The sequence below is a fragment of the Pseudomonas sp. TE21394 genome (assembly GCF_054057835.1).
Genome location: NZ_JBSRZR010000001.1, coordinates 129,338 through 144,712 on the forward strand (window position 1 = coordinate 129,338; position 15,375 = coordinate 144,712).

Below are 15,375 nucleotides of genomic sequence, written 5' to 3' on the forward strand. Positions count from 1 at the left end.
CTGCCATCAAGCAATGGCAGCCAGGTCAAGCACGCAACAGTCGAGGCAGATACTCTCAGGCAAATACTACAGAAATGTTACAGGGCTACGACAAGCTAGCCCGCAGTGAACTGCAACGCCGCCAGCCGCGCATAGAGCGGGCTGTGCTCGATCAACTGGCGATGCGTTCCCACCGCCACCAGCTTGCCCTTGTCGATGACGGCGATACGGTCGGCATGTTGCACCGTGGCCAGGCGGTGAGCGATCACCACGGTGGTGCGCCCGGCCATCAGCCTGGGCAGCGCCTGCTGGATCAAGTGTTCACTTTGCGCGTCGAGGGCGCTGGTGGCTTCGTCCAGCAACAGGACCGGCGCATCGACCAGCAATGCCCGGGCGATGGCCAGGCGTTGCCGCTGCCCGCCAGACAGGCCGGTGCCACCCTCGCCCAATGGGGTCTGATAACCCTGCGGCAGTTGCCGGATGAAGGCATCGGCATGGGCACCGCGGGCCGCTGCCTCGACCTCGGCCAGGGTGGCCTCTGGCCGCCCATAGCGGATATTGGCCTCGACCGTGCCACGAAACAGCGAGGGGTTTTGTGCCACCAGGGCGAACTGCCGGCGCAGTTGATCGGGGTCCAGTTCGGTAATCGCCTCGCCGTCGAGCAGGATGCGCCCTTGCTGGGGGTCGTAGAAGCGCAGCAACAGGTCGAACAAGGTCGACTTGCCTGCCCCCGAGGGCCCGACCAGCGCCACGGTCTGCCCCGGCTCGATGGTCAGGCTGAGGCCATCGATAGCCGCGATCGATGGCCGTGACGGATAGGCGAACACCAGCTCCTGCAGCTCGATACGGCCACTGGCCCGTTGCTGCGGCAGCACACGTGCCTTGCTGGGCGCGAGGATCGCAGAGCTGGCCGCCAGCAGTTCGGCGATGCGCTCGGCTGCGCCCGCCGCCCGCTGCAGTTCGCCGATCACTTCGCTGAGGGTGCCGAAGGCACTGCCGACGACCAGGCTGTAGAACACGAAGGCGGCCAGTTCGCCCGCGGAAATACGCCCAGCGATCACGTCCATGCCGCCTACCCACAGCATCACTCCCATCGCGCCCAGTACCAGGACGATCACCAGGGTGATCAGCCAGGCACGCTGGGCGATGCGTTGCCGGGCCACGGCGAACGCCGCCTCCACCGTACTGGCGAACAGCCTGCGGTCATGCGCCTGGTGGTTGTAGGCCTGCACGGTCTTGATCTGCCCGAGGGTCTCGGCCACGTAGCTGCCCACGTCGGCCACGCGGTCCTGGCTCTGCCGCGACAGGCGGCGGACCCGTCGGCCAAACAGCAGGATCGGCGCCAGCACCAGCGGCAGGGCCACGACCACGATGCTGGTGAGCTTGGCGTTGGTGATAAACAGCAATACCACGCCGCCGACGACCATCAGCGCGTTGCGCAGGAACATCGACAGCGATGAACCGATCACCGACTGCAGCAACGTGGTGTCGGCGGTCAGCCGCGACTGGATTTCCGAGCTGCGGTTGTCTTCGAAAAACCCGGGGTGCAAGCCGAGCAGGTGGTCGAACACGGCCCGGCGGATGTCAGCCACGCAACGCTCGCCGATCCATGACACCAGGTAGAAGCGGCTGAAGGTGCCCACGGCCAGGGCCAGCACCAACAACAGGAACAGGCCGATGGTCTGGTTGAGCTGGTGCACGGAGCGGGTCATGAAACCCTGGTCGACCAACAGGCGGATGCCTTGCCCCATGGACAGGGTAATGGCTGCGGTGATCACCAGGGCAAGCAGCGCCAGCAGCACCTGGCGACGGTAGGGGCGAAGGAACTGCCAACCCAGGCGCAAGGCGCGGCGTTGGCGCGGGGAAACCGGTTCAGGCATGGCGGTGACCAAAATGTCGGGGAATGCGCAGCCTACCACTCATCGGCCTCTGGGGTGCCCCGCCAGGTAGCTATAGCCCATTGGTCTAACCAGGCGCTGGAGCTTTACCGCCGTTTCTGTTGGACTGTCTTTGCCGTGGCGCTGCGCTTGGAGTCACAGGCCAGTCACGCCGCAGGGTTAACCTGAGCTTGAACCTGATAAGGAGGCACTACATGAGCTTGCAGCATGGCAGCGACAATCAGAAGCCCCGGCCCACCCCGCCAGCGCAGGTGTGCGGCTCGATCATCGACGCCCAGGGGCGCGAAGTACCGATCACCGAGCAGATGATCCAGCAGGCCTGCAAGGCCCTGGAGGAAAGCCGGGGCGAGCGCGTACGCAAGGGTTGATCGGCGAATCCCAGTGACCCGGCGCTTGCGCCGGGTTTTTATTGGGCTGAATCCTGCACCGGCCTCTTCGCGTGTGAACCGGCGCCCACAGCGACCGCACAGGTAATGAGGGCAGGGGCAGCGTTCAACAGGCTGTCAGACCAGCACCCCACCCAGGGCACTCACCAGCTGCGCCAACTGCGGCGACTCACCGCGCAAGCGCACCGCCAGCCCTTCGATTTCGCGACGCGGTGGGTACTGCTTGCGCAACTGGTCGAATGCCGCGCGCTGTTGCTGCGGGTCGTCGCTGAGGCTGCGGCGGAAGTCGGCATCGTCACGGCGCGGGTCGTACAAGGCGCGACACAGGGTGGCCAAAGCCCAGGCCGGGTCGGCATCGGCATCCAGCTCGATCTGGGCCAGCGGCGGGCGTGGCAGCAGGTCGCTCAGTTGCACCTGTTCCTCCACGCCCAGGAAGCGGCACAACGCCTGATAGATCTGCGCCGTGCCCCGCTGCCGACCGTCGAGGCTATAGCCGGCAATGTGCGGCGAGGCCAGCGTGCAGAGGTCGGCCAGTTGCAGGTCGACCTGCGGCTCGCCCTCCCACACGTCCAGCACCGCATGCACGTCTTCACGCTCGAGCAGCAGTTCGCGCAGCGCGTGGTTGTCCACCACCGAGCCGCGGCTGGCGTTGATCAACCAGGCGCCCGGGCGCAGACGTGCCAGTTGCGCCTGGCCCAGCAAGTGCCAGGTCGGGTGCTCGCCGCCACGCTGCAACGGGGTATGCAGGCTGATCACATCGCATTGCTGCAGGAGAGTATCGAGGCTGACGTAATCGCCGCCCTCGGCGGCCTGGCGCAATGGGTCGCACACCAGCACCTTCCAGCCCAGGCCGTGCAGTACCCGTACCAGGCGCCCCCCCACCTCACCGGCGCCCACCACGCCATACACCCGCTCGGGCAGCGCCACGCCATCCAGCTCGGCCAGGGTCAGCAGACTGCCCAGCACGTAATCGACCACACCCCGGGCGTTGCACCCTGGGGCGCTGCTCCAGCGGATACCGGCCTCGGTAAAGTAGTCCAGGTCCAAATGGTCGGTGCCGATGGTGCAAGTGCCGACAAAGCGCACGCGGCTACCTTCGAGCAGTTGGCGGTCGACCTTGGTCACCGAGCGCACCAGCAGAATGTCGGCGTCCCTGACGCTGGCGGCATCTAGGCTTCTGCCAGGGTAACGGCGAATTTCACCGAAACCCTGGAAAAAGGCATCGAGCAGCGGAATGTTCTCGTCGGCAACTATCAGCATGGCGCTCTCCTGTCTGGGGAACGCAGTGTAGGCGCAACGCCGGGCGTGTTCCAGAGCGCTTCAGTCGGCTTTCTTGCGGATCCAGTACAGGAAGGTGCCGGCGTTCTCCTGCTGCTGCAGCAGTTCGTGACCGAGGAAGTTGCAGAACTTGGGGATGTCGCGACGGGTCGAGGGGTCGGTGGCGATGACTTTGAGCAGGCCGCCAGCGGCGAGGTCACGGACGTGCTGGTGCAGCATCATCACCGGTTCCGGGCAATTCAGGCCGGTGGCGTCGAGGATGGCGTCGGGGGTGAATTCGGTCATGGAAGGCTCCGCAAGTGATGCGCCATTGTCGCGCATAGTACCGCCTGAACCAAGGGGCCGCTGGGCGGCCCCGCCAATCAGCGTGGTTTCGGATCAAGCCGGCGCAGATGGCAGGTCACTTCCTCACGGTCGTGATACAGCTGCTTGCAGGCGATCGATACCTTGACCTTGCGCGCCTTGAATGTCGCCTCCATGCGCTCGAGCAACCGGCGTACCTCGGCATAGCGCTGTTTCATGGGCAATTTCAGGTTGACCACCGCTTCGCGGCACAGCCCCTCGCCCAGCCAGGTTTCGATCAGCGAGGTGGTGCGCGCCGGCTTCTCGACAATGTCACACACCATCCAGTCCACCGGCTGCTTCGGCTGCCAGGTGAAACCATCAGCCATCAGGTGCTGGACCAGCCCGGTATCCATCAGGCTTTCCGCCATCGGCCCGTTGTCGATGGCCGTCACCAGCATGCCCCGACGCACCAGTTGATAGGTCCAGCCACCCGGCGATGCCCCCAGGTCGACACCGGTCATGTCATCACCCAGGCGCTGCGCCCATTGTTCACGGGGAATGAACTGGTGCCAGGCCTCTTCCAGCTTGAGGGTCGAGCGGCTGGGCGCCTCGCGGGGAAATTTCAGGCGCGGGATGCCCATCGGCCACAGCGCGCTGTTATTGGCCGGGGCGACGCCGGCGAACACGCGGCGGCCGCTGAGAAAGGTAAGCAGCAGGCGTGGACGGCTGGCGTCGTCGACCAGCTGACCAGACTTTTCCAGCGCCTTGCGCAGTGGCACCTCGAATTTGCGGCAGAAGGTCGACAACTCCTTGCCCTCGTTGCTGTCCAGCACTTCCAGCCACAGGCTGCCGAACACCGGAAACCCGGCCAGGTACGCCTGCAGCACAGAAATGCGGTCGCTTTCCGGCAGCTCGACATAACCGCCACGGGCCCATTGCCGAGGGAAAATCAGCTGGTTGAAGCGCAGTTCCCCCATCAGGCGCTCGCCACCACCCTCCTCGCTGCAGACAAACTCGGCACTGGCACTGTGCGGCTTGCCTTTGGCATAACCGGCGATGCCCAGGCGGGCGGCATGTTCGCTGATTTCGGCGCAGACCTCGCCCTCGAAACCGGGCCGGCAATGCATGAACAGGGTATTCATCTCTCACTCCACTACGGCGGGCGCGCCACAGGCGCCGGCAGGGCGGCGATGATAAAGGAAGATTGGAACCTGCGACACGCCCCGCCGGTCCAGAAAAGGGTCAGGTGGCGCAAAGCGGTCTAACCTGACCTTTCAGCCAGGTCCGCAGCGTGCGGGCCGACACAGAGCGGTGCCCCGGCAGGCCTGAGCCATTGCCGGCCACCGGCGCAGAAGGAGTTGGCAATGCCCTCGCTCGATAGCCTGAACACCCTCAAGCCCCTCACGGTGGGTGACCAGACCTACCACTACTTCAGCCTTCCCGAAGCCGCCCGACAGCTGGGCGACCTGCAGCGCCTGCCGATGTCGCTGAAGGTGCTGCTGGAAAACCTGCTGCGCTGGGAGGACGGCAAGACTGTCACTGGCGACGACCTGCGTGCCCTTGCCCAATGGCTGGGCGAGCGGCGTTCCGACCGCGAGATCCAGTACCGCCCGGCGCGGGTACTGATGCAGGACTTCACCGGCGTGCCGGCGGTGGTCGACCTGGCCGCCATGCGCGCCGCCATGGCCAAGGCCGGTGGCGATCCGCAGCGGATCAACCCGCTGTCACCGGTGGACCTGGTGATCGACCACTCAGTGATGGTCGACCGCTACGGCACGCCACAGGCCTTCAGCGAGAACGTCGACATCGAAATGCAGCGCAATGGTGAACGCTATGCGTTCCTGCGCTGGGGCCAGAGCGCCTTCGACAACTTCAGCGTGGTACCGCCAGGCACCGGGATCTGCCACCAGGTCAACCTGGAATACCTGGGCCGCACCGTCTGGACCCGTGAGGCCGATGGCCGCACCTACGCCTTCCCGGACACCTTGGTCGGCACTGATTCGCATACCACCATGATCAATGGCCTGGGCGTGCTCGGCTGGGGCGTGGGCGGCATCGAAGCGGAAGCGGCCATGCTCGGCCAGCCGGTATCAATGCTGATCCCGGAAGTGATCGGCTTCAAGCTGACCGGCAAGCTGCGCGAAGGCATCACCGCCACCGACCTGGTGCTGACGGTGACGCAGATGCTGCGCAAGAAGGGTGTGGTCGGCAAGTTCGTCGAATTCTATGGCGATGGCCTGGCCGAGCTGCCCTTGGCCGACCGCGCGACCATCGCCAACATGGCCCCGGAATACGGTGCCACCTGCGGCTTCTTCCCGGTCGACCAGGTAACCCTGGACTACCTGCGCCTGTCCGGCCGCCCCGAGGCGACCGTGCAACTGGTCGAGCACTACTGCAAAGCCCAGGGCTTGTGGCGGCTGCCGGGGCAGGAGCCGCTGTTCAGCGACAGCCTGGCGCTGGACATGCACGAGGTGGAGGCCAGCCTGGCCGGGCCCAAGCGGCCGCAGGACCGAGTGGCCCTGGGCCAGGTCCGCCAGGCCTTCGACCACTTTATCGAACTGCAGCCCAAACCCCTTGCCAAGGAAGTCGGCCGTCTGGAAAGCGAAGGTGGCGGCGGCGTGGCGGTGGGCAACGCCGACCAGGCCGGAGAAATCGACTACAGCCATCAAGGCCAGACCCATACCCTGCGCGATGGCGCGGTGGTGATCGCTGCGATCACCTCCTGCACCAACACCTCCAACCCCAGCGTGATGATGGCCGCCGGGCTGGTGGCGAAAAAGGCCCTGGAGAAAGGCCTGCAGCGCCAACCTTGGGTCAAGAGTTCGCTGGCGCCGGGTTCCAAGGTAGTCACCGACTACTTCAAGGCCGCCCGGCTCGACACCTACCTCGACCAACTGGGGTTCGACCTGGTCGGCTATGGTTGCACCACCTGCATCGGCAACTCTGGCCCGCTGGATGACGCGATCGAAAAGGCCATTGGCAGCGCCGACCTCACCGTAGCCTCGGTATTGTCGGGGAACCGCAACTTCGAAGGCCGCGTGCACCCGCTGGTGAAGACCAACTGGCTGGCCTCGCCGCCGCTGGTGGTGGCCTATGCCCTGGCCGGCACCGTGCGCCTGGACCTGACCAGCGACCCGCTGGGGACCGGCAACGACGGCCAGCCGGTGTACTTGCGCGACATCTGGCCCAGCCAGCAGGAAATCGCCGCGGCCGTGGCCAAGGTCGATACGGCGATGTTCCACAAGGAATACGCCGAAGTGTTCGCTGGCGATGCGCAGTGGCAGGCCATCGAAGTACCTCAGGCAGCCACCTACGCGTGGCAGGCTGACTCCACCTACATCCAGCATCCCCCCTTCTTCGATGGCATCGGCGGGCCACCACCGCAGCTCACGGATATCCGGAACGCAAGAATACTGGCGCTGCTGGGCGACTCGGTGACCACCGACCACATTTCCCCGGCCGGCAATATCAAGGCCGACAGCCCGGCCGGGCGCTACCTGCGTGAACAGGGCGTGGAACCACGCGATTTCAACTCCTACGGCTCGCGGCGTGGCAACCATGAAGTGATGATGCGGGGCACCTTCGCCAACATCCGTATCCGCAACGAGATGCTGCCGGGCGAAGAAGGTGGCATCACCCTGCACGTGCCCACTGGCGAGAAATTGCCGATCTACGACGCCGCCATGCGCTACCAGCAAGCCGGCACTCCGCTGGTAGTGATTGCCGGGCAGGAGTACGGCACCGGTTCAAGCCGCGACTGGGCGGCCAAGGGCACCAACCTGCTGGGCGTCAAGGCGGTGCTCGCAGAAAGCTTCGAACGCATTCACCGTTCCAATCTGGTGGGCATGGGGGTGCTGCCGCTGCAGTTCAAGGCCGGGCACAACCGCAAGCAACTGGGGCTGACCGGCAAGGAGCAGATCGATGTCCTGGGCCTGACCGGCGCGGAACTCCACCCAGGCATGAACCTGCCCCTGCGCATCATCCGCGAGGATGGGCAGCAGGAGCAGATCGAAGTGCTTTGCCGCATCGACACTTTGAACGAGGTGGAGTACTTCAAGGCAGGGGGAATCCTGCATTATGTGTTGCGTCAGCTGATCGCCGGCTGAATCGGGTATGCTTGGGCCGCTCCCGCAGGCGATGGGTAGCGGCCCGTTTCCATCTACCCGAGAAGGACCACTCGTGCCTCGCCTCCACCTGATCGTTCTCCTGTTTCTGGCCCTCGGTTACACGCTGGCCCTGAACCTCGGCAACCTTGGCATCGCCACCCTGCCCACCTTCCTCGCCCTGCTTGTCTGCGCCCTGCTTGCTGGTCGCCCGCAGCGCTGGCTACGAGCCCTGGGCCATGTACTGTTCATCCTGTTGGCTATCGCCCTGGCGCTGCACTGGCTGCCCGGTTTAACGCAGCCAAGGTCATCGACAGCGCCATCCTCAGCTCCGGCGCCCAGCCCTTCACCTTGTACCTGAACCTGGACAAACCGCTGATCGGCGCCTGGCTGCTGTTGGCCTGCCCTTGGCTGATCATCTGGCGCGGCCAGGGCCTGCAGGCCAGCCTGCTGTACGTGCTGCCCCTGACCCTGCTTGCCTGCCTGGGCGGCGCCTGGGCCTTGGGCATGGTTGCATGGGCGCCGAAATGGCCCGAACAGGCCTGGCTGTGGTTGCTGAACAACCTGTTGTTGGTCAGCCTGACCGAAGAGCTGCTGTTTCGCGGTTATCTGCAAGGCAGCCTACAGCGCATGCTGCGCCATCAGGGGCTGGCGTTGTTCGCCGCCGCCATGCTGTTCGGCCTGGCCCACCTGGGGGCTGGCTGGCAATGGGTATACCTGGCCACCCTCGCTGGTCTGGGCTACGGCCTGGCATACCGCTGGGGCGGCGTGGCGGCAGCCGTGCTTTGCCACTTCGGCCTGAACCTGATGCATTTCACGCTGTTCAGCTACCCGATGCTGGCTCTTGGCTAGCTAATCGGTCATCATCTGACTTCTACGTCATTAATCCGCAGTAAAAACGCAATAATGACGCAAACAAGCCTGAACATGCCCGGCGACTAACCCAGACTGAATAATGGCCTATTGCCACAGATCAAGCCTTGCAAATATTCACTCAATAAAACCAGGGCCTTGCCGATAGCTTTGGAAAGCCCTGCGGACTATCAACCCATGCGTAACAACCAGCCGATTACCCAGAGAGAAAGGACTTTCCCTGCCCAGCAGCGGTTGATCTCTACCACCAATGCCAAAGGGGTGATCACTTACTGCAACGATGCTTTCATCGAGATAAGTGGTTTCACCCGCGAAGAACTGACCGGTGCGCCACACAACCTGGTACGCCACCCGGACGTGCCGCCAGCCGTGTTCGCGCACATGTGGCAGACCCTCAAGCAGGGCCAGCCGTGGATGGGTATCGTCAAGAACCGCTGCAAGTCCGGTGACCACTATTGGGTCAACGCCTACGTCACGCCGATCTTCGACAACAACCAGGTGGTTGGCTTCGAATCGGTGCGGGTCAAACCCACTGCCGAACAGATTCGTCGCGCCGAGGCGCTCTACCAACGGATCAACCAGGGCAAGCCGCCAGTACCACGCCGCGACAAGTGGCTACCGGTGCTGCAGGACTGGCTGCCGTTCATCCTGATCAGCCAGGTGGGCTTCCTGATCGGCAACTGGCTCGGCCATTCCTGGGGCTTCGCCCTGGCCGCCGGGCTTTCCGTACCCCTGGGCCTGCTCGGTCTGGGCTGGCAGCAGCGCGGCCTCAAGCGCCTGCTGCGCCTGGCCGAACAGACCACCTCCGACCCGCTGATCGCACAGATGTACACTGACAGCCGCGGGGTACAGGCACGCCTGGAAATGGCCATGCTGAGCCAGGACGCACGCATGAAAACCTGCCTGACCCGTCTGCAGGACAGCGCCGAACACCTCAGCGAACAGGCGCGCCAGTCCGACGCCCTGGCGCACAGGAGTTCTTCGGGGCTGGAACGTCAGCGTGTGGAAACCGAGCAAGTCGCCGCCGCAGTCAATCAGATGGCCGCCACCACCCAGGAAGTGGCCAACCACGTGCAGCGCACCGCCGATGCCACCCAGGAAGCCAACCGCCTGACCAGCCAGGGCAGGCAGATCGCCGGGGAAACCCGCGAAGCCATCGAGCGCCTGTCGGCTGCGGTAGGCGAAACTGGCCAGACAGTCACCCAGTTGGCCAAGGACAGTGACGAGATTGGTGGCGTGGTCGATGTGATCAAGGGCATCGCCGATCAGACCAACCTGTTGGCATTGAACGCAGCCATCGAAGCGGCGCGTGCAGGTGAAATGGGCCGTGGCTTTGCCGTGGTGGCCGATGAAGTGCGCCAGCTGGCACAGCGCACCGCCGAGTCCACCGGGCAGATTCACGGGCTTATCGCCAAGCTGCAACAGACTGCCAGCAATGCCGTACTGACCATGGAAACCGGCCACCGCCAGGCGCAGGAAGGCGTCGAACGCGTGATGCAGGCCGACGAGGCACTGGTCGGGATCAGCGAAGCGGTGGCCAACATCACCGACATGGCAACCCAGATCGCCGCCGCGACAGAAGAGCAGACCGCGGTAGCCGACGAGATCAGCCGCAACATCAGCACCATTGCCGAGCTGGCCGACCAGACCGCCGAACAGGCCCAGCACTCGGCGCTGCTCAGCGAAGAGCTGACCAGTACCGCGGGTACCCAGTACTCACTGGTGGAGCGCTTCAACCGCTAAGCCCCTCAGAAAAGCTTGCCCGTGAACAGAGTAGCTACCTTGGGAACTGCGCTGACTACAAGTTGGCGCTGTACCTGAATCCTCCAGGTCACCAATCCAGGTGCAAACGGCTCTCGAAATAGCGTTCTTCCCCGCTCAGTGGGTCCTCGAAACGCAAGCTCTGCGCCAGCAGTTTCAACGGCCGCTGATAGTCATCCTGTTCGTTGAGCAACAGCGGGTAGAACGGGTCATTGCTGATACCCGCACCCAATGCCGCCATGTGCACACGCAACTGGTGGGTCTTGCCGGTGACCGGCGACAACCCATAGCGCCACAGGTCGCCATGCTTCTCCAGCACTTCGGCCCAGGTTTCGCTGTTAGCCTCCCCTTCCACTTCGTGCATGCGGAAAAACGGCTCGCCATGCACCAGGCGGCTTTTGTGCACCAGCGGAAAATCGTGTTGCGGCATGGCTGCGGCAATGGCCTGGTAGCGCTTTTCGATACGCCGCTCAGGGAAGAGCCGCTGGTAGGCACTGCGACTCTGAGGATTGGCGGAAAACAGCACCAGCCCGGCCGTATGCCGGTCGATACGGTGCAACGGTACCAAGTGCGGGTTGCCGAGGCGGTGAATCAGGCGGCGCAGCAAGGTCTGCTCGACATATTCCCCGGTCGGCGTCACCGGCAGGAAATGCGGCTTGTCCGCCACCACCAGGTGATCATCAACGTGCAGCACCGCCTCCTGCGCCGGAATCGGCCGCTCATTCGGCACTTCACGGAAGTAGTGCAAACGCATGCCCCGCTTGTACGGCAGCTCAGCCGAGATAGCTCGCCCCTCGGCATCCAGCACCCGGCCCCGGGCAAAGCGATCAAGCCATTGATCCCGGTCGATAGCCTTGAAATGGTCACACAGGCAGTCGAGTACCGTCGCCCAATTACCGGGTGGCAGGCACACTGTGCTGGCTTGCTGGCGGGCGGGGTCGAACGGCGTGGTCATGGCGGGGCTCGAAACATTCACGGCCGCGCATTATCCCCCAAGCTTGCACCCTCAACCAGCCTTGGCCATCGCTTCGCTGCGTTCCTTCAGCCAACGCAGTACCTGCACCGGCTCCCAGCGGCCGGGGTCGTACAGGGCATACAGCAACCCCTGATAACCCACGACATCCAGCCCGCGGTGATAGCCGGCACGCTGAAACAAGGCCTCAATTTCTGCAAAGCAGGTATTGAAGTGGACCTTGCCGAACGGTGTGCGGTCGTCGGTGACCAGGCCTTCGAGGCGCAGTTCCAGAACGGCGTCCGCCACCCGTTCGACGGGCATGCGGTTGACGCTGTACTTGAGTTGCTCGACGTTGAGCATGGCTTTACCTCGACACTGTATTTATATACAGCATACGAACATCCCCTTACATTCGTCAATGCGCTTCATTGCAGCCCCTCCTGGCAGCCGCTGTCTCTGCTGATGGTCAACACCTGTCGCCGGGGCGCGCCTGGCGTCACCGACAGGTGTACCCATTGCTCGAACTCGAGGATCAACTGGTCGAACGGAATGGCGCTTTCGCTGATGCGGCGCACGACTTCGCACGGGCTTACTTCAACCACCGTAAAGTCGGCGGCCAGCCCTTGCAAATGCTTGCTTGTCGGCGCCCCGCCAATGCGGCTGTTGACTGCCGGACTGCGATAGCCGCTGCTGACGATGACCGGCGCGCCAAACAGCGCGCGAACCTGCTCCAGGACATTGCACAACAGTTGCAGGTTGGCACGCGCCTCGGCTGGCGGATCGTTGTCCAGCCCTTCCCTGGCGGCGAGCTGTGAAACGGTCATTTCAGCGAGGGTGAAATGGGGGGAAATGAGCATGGCGGGTCCTGATGATCGGTGGAAACGGCCGGCCTCGGCGTGCCGGCAGATGATCATCACGACCCAGCGCGCCCCATGGAGCAGGGAGGCGCCTCCCCTGGTGCCGTCATTGCGCGAGAAACGCCACGACCTGCTCGGCATCGAACGGCCAATGCAGCTCGGCGCCGTTATCGCAGCGCCGCAGCACCGGAATGATCAGGCCGTAACGCTCGAACATGGCCTGGCTTTCGGCAATATCCACCAGCTCCACCAGCAGGCCATGATCGACGAAGGGCATCAGCACGGCCTCGGCCACTTCGCACAGGTGGCAGCCGAGGGTGCCGAACAGTTGGCATTCAGGCAGCATGGGGCAGGTTCCGGTTTTGGCATGAAGGGAAGCCTATTCTAGGCCGCTGCTGCCCCCTGCGCACCTGACCAGGTTCAATCCTGACTGGTAGCGCCGATACGGTGCATCGACAGATCGGCCCCCTGGAACTCCTGTTCATGGCTCAAGCGCAGGCCATGCAGCGCGCGGATCGCACCGTACACGGCAAAGCCACCGGCCAGCGCCACCAGCACGCCCAGCAGGCTGCCCAGCAACTGGCTGACCAGGCTGACACCGCCCATGCCGCCCAGGGCCGCCTGGCCGAACACACCACAGGCAATGCCGCCCCACACACCACACAGGCCATGCAATGGCCACACGCCCAGAACATCGTCGATCTTCCAGCGGTTCTGTGCCGCGGTGAAGGTCCAGACGAACAGTCCGCCCGCGACCAGCCCAGTGACCAGCGCGCCAATCGGGTGCATCAGGTCGGAACCCGCACAGACCGCCACCAGACCGGCCAGTGGCCCGTTATGCAGGAAGCCCGGGTCGTTACGCCCGGCCAGCAAGGCCGACAGGGTGCCACCGACCATGGCCATCAGCGAGTTGATCGCCACCAGGCCGCTGATTCCCTGCAGGGTCTGCGCACTCATGACGTTGAAACCGAACCAGCCAATGATCAGGATCCACGACCCCAGCGCCAGGAAGGGAATGCTCGACGGCGCAAACGCCACCAACCGGCCATCGCGATAGCGCCCGCGTCGCGCGCCCAGCAGCAGGACCGCCGCCAAGGCCAGCCAGCCGCCCATGGCATGCACCACCACCGAGCCGGCAAAGTCATGGAACGGCGCGCCAAAGCGGGCCTGCAACCAGGCCTGCAGCCCCAGGTTGCCGTTCCACACCACACCCTCGAAGAACGGGTAGACAAACGCCACGATCAGCGCCGTGGCGCATAACTGCGGCACGAAGCGCGCACGCTCGGCAATGCCCCCGGAGATAATCGCCGGGATCGCTGCGGCGAAGGTCAGCAGAAAGAAGCACTTGACCAGCGCATAACCCTGGTCGGCCGCCAGCGCGGCGGCCGGCTGCAGGAAACTGACCCCATAGGCGATCCAGTAGCCGACAAAGAAGTACACCAGCGCCGAGATGGCAAAATCACTGAGAATCTTCGACAAGGCGTTGACCTGGTTCTTGTGGCGCACCGTGCCCACTTCGAGAAACGCGAAGCCGGCATGCATGGCCAGCACCAAAATGGCGCCCATGAGAATGAACAGGGTATTGGAACCGTGGACCAGAGTGTCCATCGCGCTGTGCGTGTTTTCCATGAAGTAGGCAGACCTGCTGAAAAGGCACCAGAACAGTTCAAGAACCTGCATCGATGCACCTGATCGGTGCCAGCCCCTTGCCCTGTTTCGGTGAGCTCGGCGGAGCCTGCGCGGTTTTTTCTTGGGTTTGTCGTGGATTGGGTTAAGGTTTATCGGTAGCCGCTGCGCTGACGCCCTGTATCGGCGCAATACCTGCCTTGAGCGCCCCGCAACGTGGCAAAGCCTAAGCAAGGCCCATACCAGCAGCGGCACTTGAACCTTCGGCATGTGCTATCACTCGAACTACCAACATTCATCGACAGGGAGACACCTATGGCCAGCAAATCGGCAAAGACTGCACAAGAGATATTGATGGCTGACTTCCAGGCACTGGTACGCGACACCGAGAAGCTGCTGGCTGACACTGCCAACCTGGCTGGTGACCAGGCGGACGAATTGCGCGGACAGATTCACGAGCGCCTGGCCCAGGCCCGCGAAACCTTGCAGCTGACCCAGGACTCGGTACGCGAGCGCGGCCAGGCAGCGTTGGGCAGCGCCGAACAGTACGTGCAGGAAAACCCGTGGCAGGCTATCGGCATCGCAGCGGGCGTCGGGCTGTTGATCGGCCTGCTGGCCAACCGCCACTGAGGGGATACCATGGATAACGACGCCAACGGCGCCAGCGCTGCTGGCAAGCGCCTGGGTGCGGCCGCGCTGGGGCTGCTGCACAGCCATATCGAACTGTTCGGCATCGAACTGCAAGAGCAGAAGGGCCGCACCTTGAGCCTGCTGTTGTTCGCCGGCCTGGCCCTGGTGTTCGCCTTGCTGCTGCTGACGGCCCTCTCCGGGCTGCTACTGGTGCTGCTGTGGGACAGCTATCGCCTGGCTGGCATCATCGGCCTGTGCGTGTTTTACGGAATTGCCGCGCTGTACTGCGGATTGCGCTTGAAAGCTGCGGTGTTCGATGAGTCGTCACCATTCGGTGCCACCCTCGAGGAACTCGCCAAGGACCGGGAGCGCCTGTTGCCATGAGCCTGCCAGAACTGCCAAACACGCGTAACCCTCGTGAACTGCGCAAGGCACTGTTGCGCCTGCGCATGGAAATGCACCGCCAGGAAATCCGCCATGAGTCCGGGCAGTTGCTCGAGCCGCTGCGCCGCGTGCGCGGAATGGGCAACTCGCTGCACGACGGGCTCGGCATCAAGCATGCACCGCTGTGGGGAATTGGCGCCGTGGTCGCGCTGGGTTTCCTCACCGGCAAGGGCGTGCGCAGCGGTAACCTCGCGCGGCTGTTGCGCCTGGGTAGCACCCTGCTACCGTTGGTGCGCCTGTATCTGCAAGGCAGCCGCCGCCCCTGACGGGTCAATCAATCCTGTGGCATCAGCCACTGTA

15 protein-coding genes and 1 pseudogene are annotated in these 15,375 nt (G+C 64.0%); 7 read left to right on the plus strand and 9 right to left on the minus strand.

The window, feature by feature from the left end:
* Window positions 1–95: 95 nt before the first annotated feature.
* Window positions 96–1,859 carry an ABC transporter transmembrane domain-containing protein gene (locus tag ACVWZT_RS00610; RefSeq protein ID WP_457467668.1) on the minus strand — a complete coding sequence of 588 codons (1,764 nt, stop codon included), beginning with the start codon at window positions 1,857–1,859 and terminating at the stop codon, window positions 96–98.
* A 212-nt stretch (window positions 1,860–2,071) separates the two neighbouring features.
* On the opposite strand from ACVWZT_RS00610, the gene ACVWZT_RS00615 reads away from it, so the two are divergent.
* Entirely contained in the window at window positions 2,072–2,245 is a 174-nt protein-coding gene (locus ACVWZT_RS00615) for a PA1571 family protein (protein WP_296234540.1), read from the plus strand.
* Between the two features lie 135 nt (window positions 2,246–2,380).
* Here ACVWZT_RS00615 and pdxB read toward each other — a convergent pair whose 3' ends face one another.
* The 3 genes from pdxB to rlmM all read right to left on the minus strand — a co-directional run bounded on the left by pdxB (window position 2,381) and on the right by rlmM (window position 4,968).
* Window positions 2,381–3,523 carry a 4-phosphoerythronate dehydrogenase PdxB gene (gene pdxB / locus ACVWZT_RS00620; RefSeq protein WP_457467670.1) on the minus strand — a complete coding sequence of 381 codons (1,143 nt, stop codon included), beginning with the start codon at window positions 3,521–3,523 and terminating at the stop codon, window positions 2,381–2,383.
* A 60-nt stretch (window positions 3,524–3,583) separates the two neighbouring features.
* Window positions 3,584–3,826 carry a sulfurtransferase TusA gene (gene tusA, locus ACVWZT_RS00625; protein ID WP_225777013.1) on the minus strand — a complete coding sequence of 81 codons (243 nt, stop codon included), beginning with the start codon at window positions 3,824–3,826 and terminating at the stop codon, window positions 3,584–3,586.
* A gap of 77 nt (window positions 3,827–3,903) precedes the next feature.
* Window positions 3,904–4,968 (minus strand): 23S rRNA (cytidine(2498)-2'-O)-methyltransferase RlmM, encoded by a 1,065-nt coding sequence (gene rlmM, locus ACVWZT_RS00630; RefSeq protein WP_457467672.1) that lies wholly within the window; start codon window positions 4,966–4,968, stop codon window positions 3,904–3,906.
* A 222-nt stretch (window positions 4,969–5,190) separates the two neighbouring features.
* On the opposite strand from rlmM, the gene acnA reads away from it, so the two are divergent.
* From acnA to ACVWZT_RS00645, 3 genes and pseudogenes are all read left to right on the plus strand, one after another.
* Window positions 5,191–7,932, plus strand: coding sequence for an aconitate hydratase AcnA (gene acnA, locus ACVWZT_RS00635; RefSeq protein ID WP_457467674.1), 2,742 nt, complete (start codon window positions 5,191–5,193; stop codon window positions 7,930–7,932).
* Window positions 7,933–7,963: 31 nt separating this feature from the next.
* Window positions 7,964–8,781 (plus strand): annotated as a pseudogene (locus ACVWZT_RS00640) (CPBP family intramembrane glutamic endopeptidase).
* 198 nt (window positions 8,782–8,979) lie between these two features.
* Entirely contained in the window at window positions 8,980–10,545 is a 1,566-nt protein-coding gene (locus ACVWZT_RS00645; RefSeq protein ID WP_296234534.1) for a methyl-accepting chemotaxis protein, read from the plus strand.
* Window positions 10,546–10,633: 88 nt separating this feature from the next.
* Here the strand turns inward: ACVWZT_RS00645 and ACVWZT_RS00650 are convergent, their stop codons facing one another.
* The 5 genes from ACVWZT_RS00650 to ACVWZT_RS00670 all read right to left on the minus strand — a co-directional run bounded on the left by ACVWZT_RS00650 (window position 10,634) and on the right by ACVWZT_RS00670 (window position 14,004).
* Window positions 10,634–11,518: a pseudouridine synthase gene (locus tag ACVWZT_RS00650; protein WP_457467676.1), complete on the minus strand. Its 885-nt coding sequence runs from the start codon at window positions 11,516–11,518 to the stop codon at window positions 10,634–10,636.
* A 51-nt stretch (window positions 11,519–11,569) separates the two neighbouring features.
* Window positions 11,570–11,878: a transcriptional regulator gene (locus tag ACVWZT_RS00655; RefSeq protein WP_170029066.1), complete on the minus strand. Its 309-nt coding sequence runs from the start codon at window positions 11,876–11,878 to the stop codon at window positions 11,570–11,572.
* A gap of 65 nt (window positions 11,879–11,943) precedes the next feature.
* Entirely contained in the window at window positions 11,944–12,375 is a 432-nt protein-coding gene (locus ACVWZT_RS00660; RefSeq protein ID WP_296234529.1) for a D-Ala-D-Ala carboxypeptidase family metallohydrolase, read from the minus strand.
* A 106-nt stretch (window positions 12,376–12,481) separates the two neighbouring features.
* A complete protein-coding gene (locus ACVWZT_RS00665) occupies window positions 12,482–12,721 on the minus strand; it encodes a glutaredoxin family protein (RefSeq protein WP_296234528.1) in 240 nt (79 codons plus the stop codon).
* Window positions 12,722–12,795: 74 nt separating this feature from the next.
* Entirely contained in the window at window positions 12,796–14,004 is a 1,209-nt protein-coding gene (locus tag ACVWZT_RS00670; protein WP_296234527.1) for an ammonium transporter, read from the minus strand.
* Between the two features lie 312 nt (window positions 14,005–14,316).
* On the opposite strand from ACVWZT_RS00670, the gene ACVWZT_RS00675 reads away from it, so the two are divergent.
* Genes ACVWZT_RS00675 through ACVWZT_RS00685 form a run of 3 tightly spaced genes read left to right on the plus strand, consistent with a single transcriptional unit; the run spans window position 14,317 to window position 15,341 of the window.
* Window positions 14,317–14,631 carry a DUF883 family protein gene (locus tag ACVWZT_RS00675; protein WP_170029062.1) on the plus strand — a complete coding sequence of 105 codons (315 nt, stop codon included), beginning with the start codon at window positions 14,317–14,319 and terminating at the stop codon, window positions 14,629–14,631.
* Window positions 14,632–14,640: 9 nt separating this feature from the next.
* Window positions 14,641–15,015 (plus strand): phage holin family protein, encoded by a 375-nt coding sequence (locus ACVWZT_RS00680; RefSeq protein ID WP_225777001.1) that lies wholly within the window; start codon window positions 14,641–14,643, stop codon window positions 15,013–15,015.
* Entirely contained in the window at window positions 15,012–15,341 is a 330-nt protein-coding gene (locus ACVWZT_RS00685; protein ID WP_296234526.1) for a hypothetical protein, read from the plus strand. Before ACVWZT_RS00680 ends, ACVWZT_RS00685 begins: the two co-directional genes overlap by 4 nt.
* The last annotated feature ends 34 nt before the right edge of the window (window positions 15,342–15,375 follow it).

Bases quoted from the DNA above. Each gene is read 5' to 3' on its own strand.
- ACVWZT_RS00610 (WP_457467668.1), bottom strand. From the start codon at position 1,859: ATGCCTGAACCGGTTTCCCCGCGCCAACGCCGCGCCTTGCGCCTGGGT.
- ACVWZT_RS00660 (WP_296234529.1), bottom strand. From the start codon at position 12,375: ATGCTCATTTCCCCCCATTTCACCCTCGCTGAAATGACCGTTTCACAG.
- ACVWZT_RS00655 (WP_170029066.1), bottom strand. From the start codon at position 11,878: ATGCTCAACGTCGAGCAACTCAAGTACAGCGTCAACCGCATGCCCGTC.
- ACVWZT_RS00650 (WP_457467676.1), bottom strand. From the start codon at position 11,518: ATGACCACGCCGTTCGACCCCGCCCGCCAGCAAGCCAGCACAGTGTGC.
- ACVWZT_RS00670 (WP_296234527.1), bottom strand. From the start codon at position 14,004: ATGGAAAACACGCACAGCGCGATGGACACTCTGGTCCACGGTTCCAAT.
- ACVWZT_RS00685 (WP_296234526.1), top strand. From the start codon at position 15,012: ATGAGCCTGCCAGAACTGCCAAACACGCGTAACCCTCGTGAACTGCGC.
- ACVWZT_RS00645 (WP_296234534.1), top strand. From the start codon at position 8,980: ATGCGTAACAACCAGCCGATTACCCAGAGAGAAAGGACTTTCCCTGCC.
- rlmM (WP_457467672.1), bottom strand. From the start codon at position 4,968: ATGAATACCCTGTTCATGCATTGCCGGCCCGGTTTCGAGGGCGAGGTC.
- acnA (WP_457467674.1), top strand. From the start codon at position 5,191: ATGCCCTCGCTCGATAGCCTGAACACCCTCAAGCCCCTCACGGTGGGT.
- pdxB (WP_457467670.1), bottom strand. From the start codon at position 3,523: ATGCTGATAGTTGCCGACGAGAACATTCCGCTGCTCGATGCCTTTTTC.
- ACVWZT_RS00615 (WP_296234540.1), top strand. From the start codon at position 2,072: ATGAGCTTGCAGCATGGCAGCGACAATCAGAAGCCCCGGCCCACCCCG.
- ACVWZT_RS00680 (WP_225777001.1), top strand. From the start codon at position 14,641: ATGGATAACGACGCCAACGGCGCCAGCGCTGCTGGCAAGCGCCTGGGT.
- ACVWZT_RS00665 (WP_296234528.1), bottom strand. From the start codon at position 12,721: ATGCTGCCTGAATGCCAACTGTTCGGCACCCTCGGCTGCCACCTGTGC.
- tusA (WP_225777013.1), bottom strand. From the start codon at position 3,826: ATGACCGAATTCACCCCCGACGCCATCCTCGACGCCACCGGCCTGAAT.
- ACVWZT_RS00675 (WP_170029062.1), top strand. From the start codon at position 14,317: ATGGCCAGCAAATCGGCAAAGACTGCACAAGAGATATTGATGGCTGAC.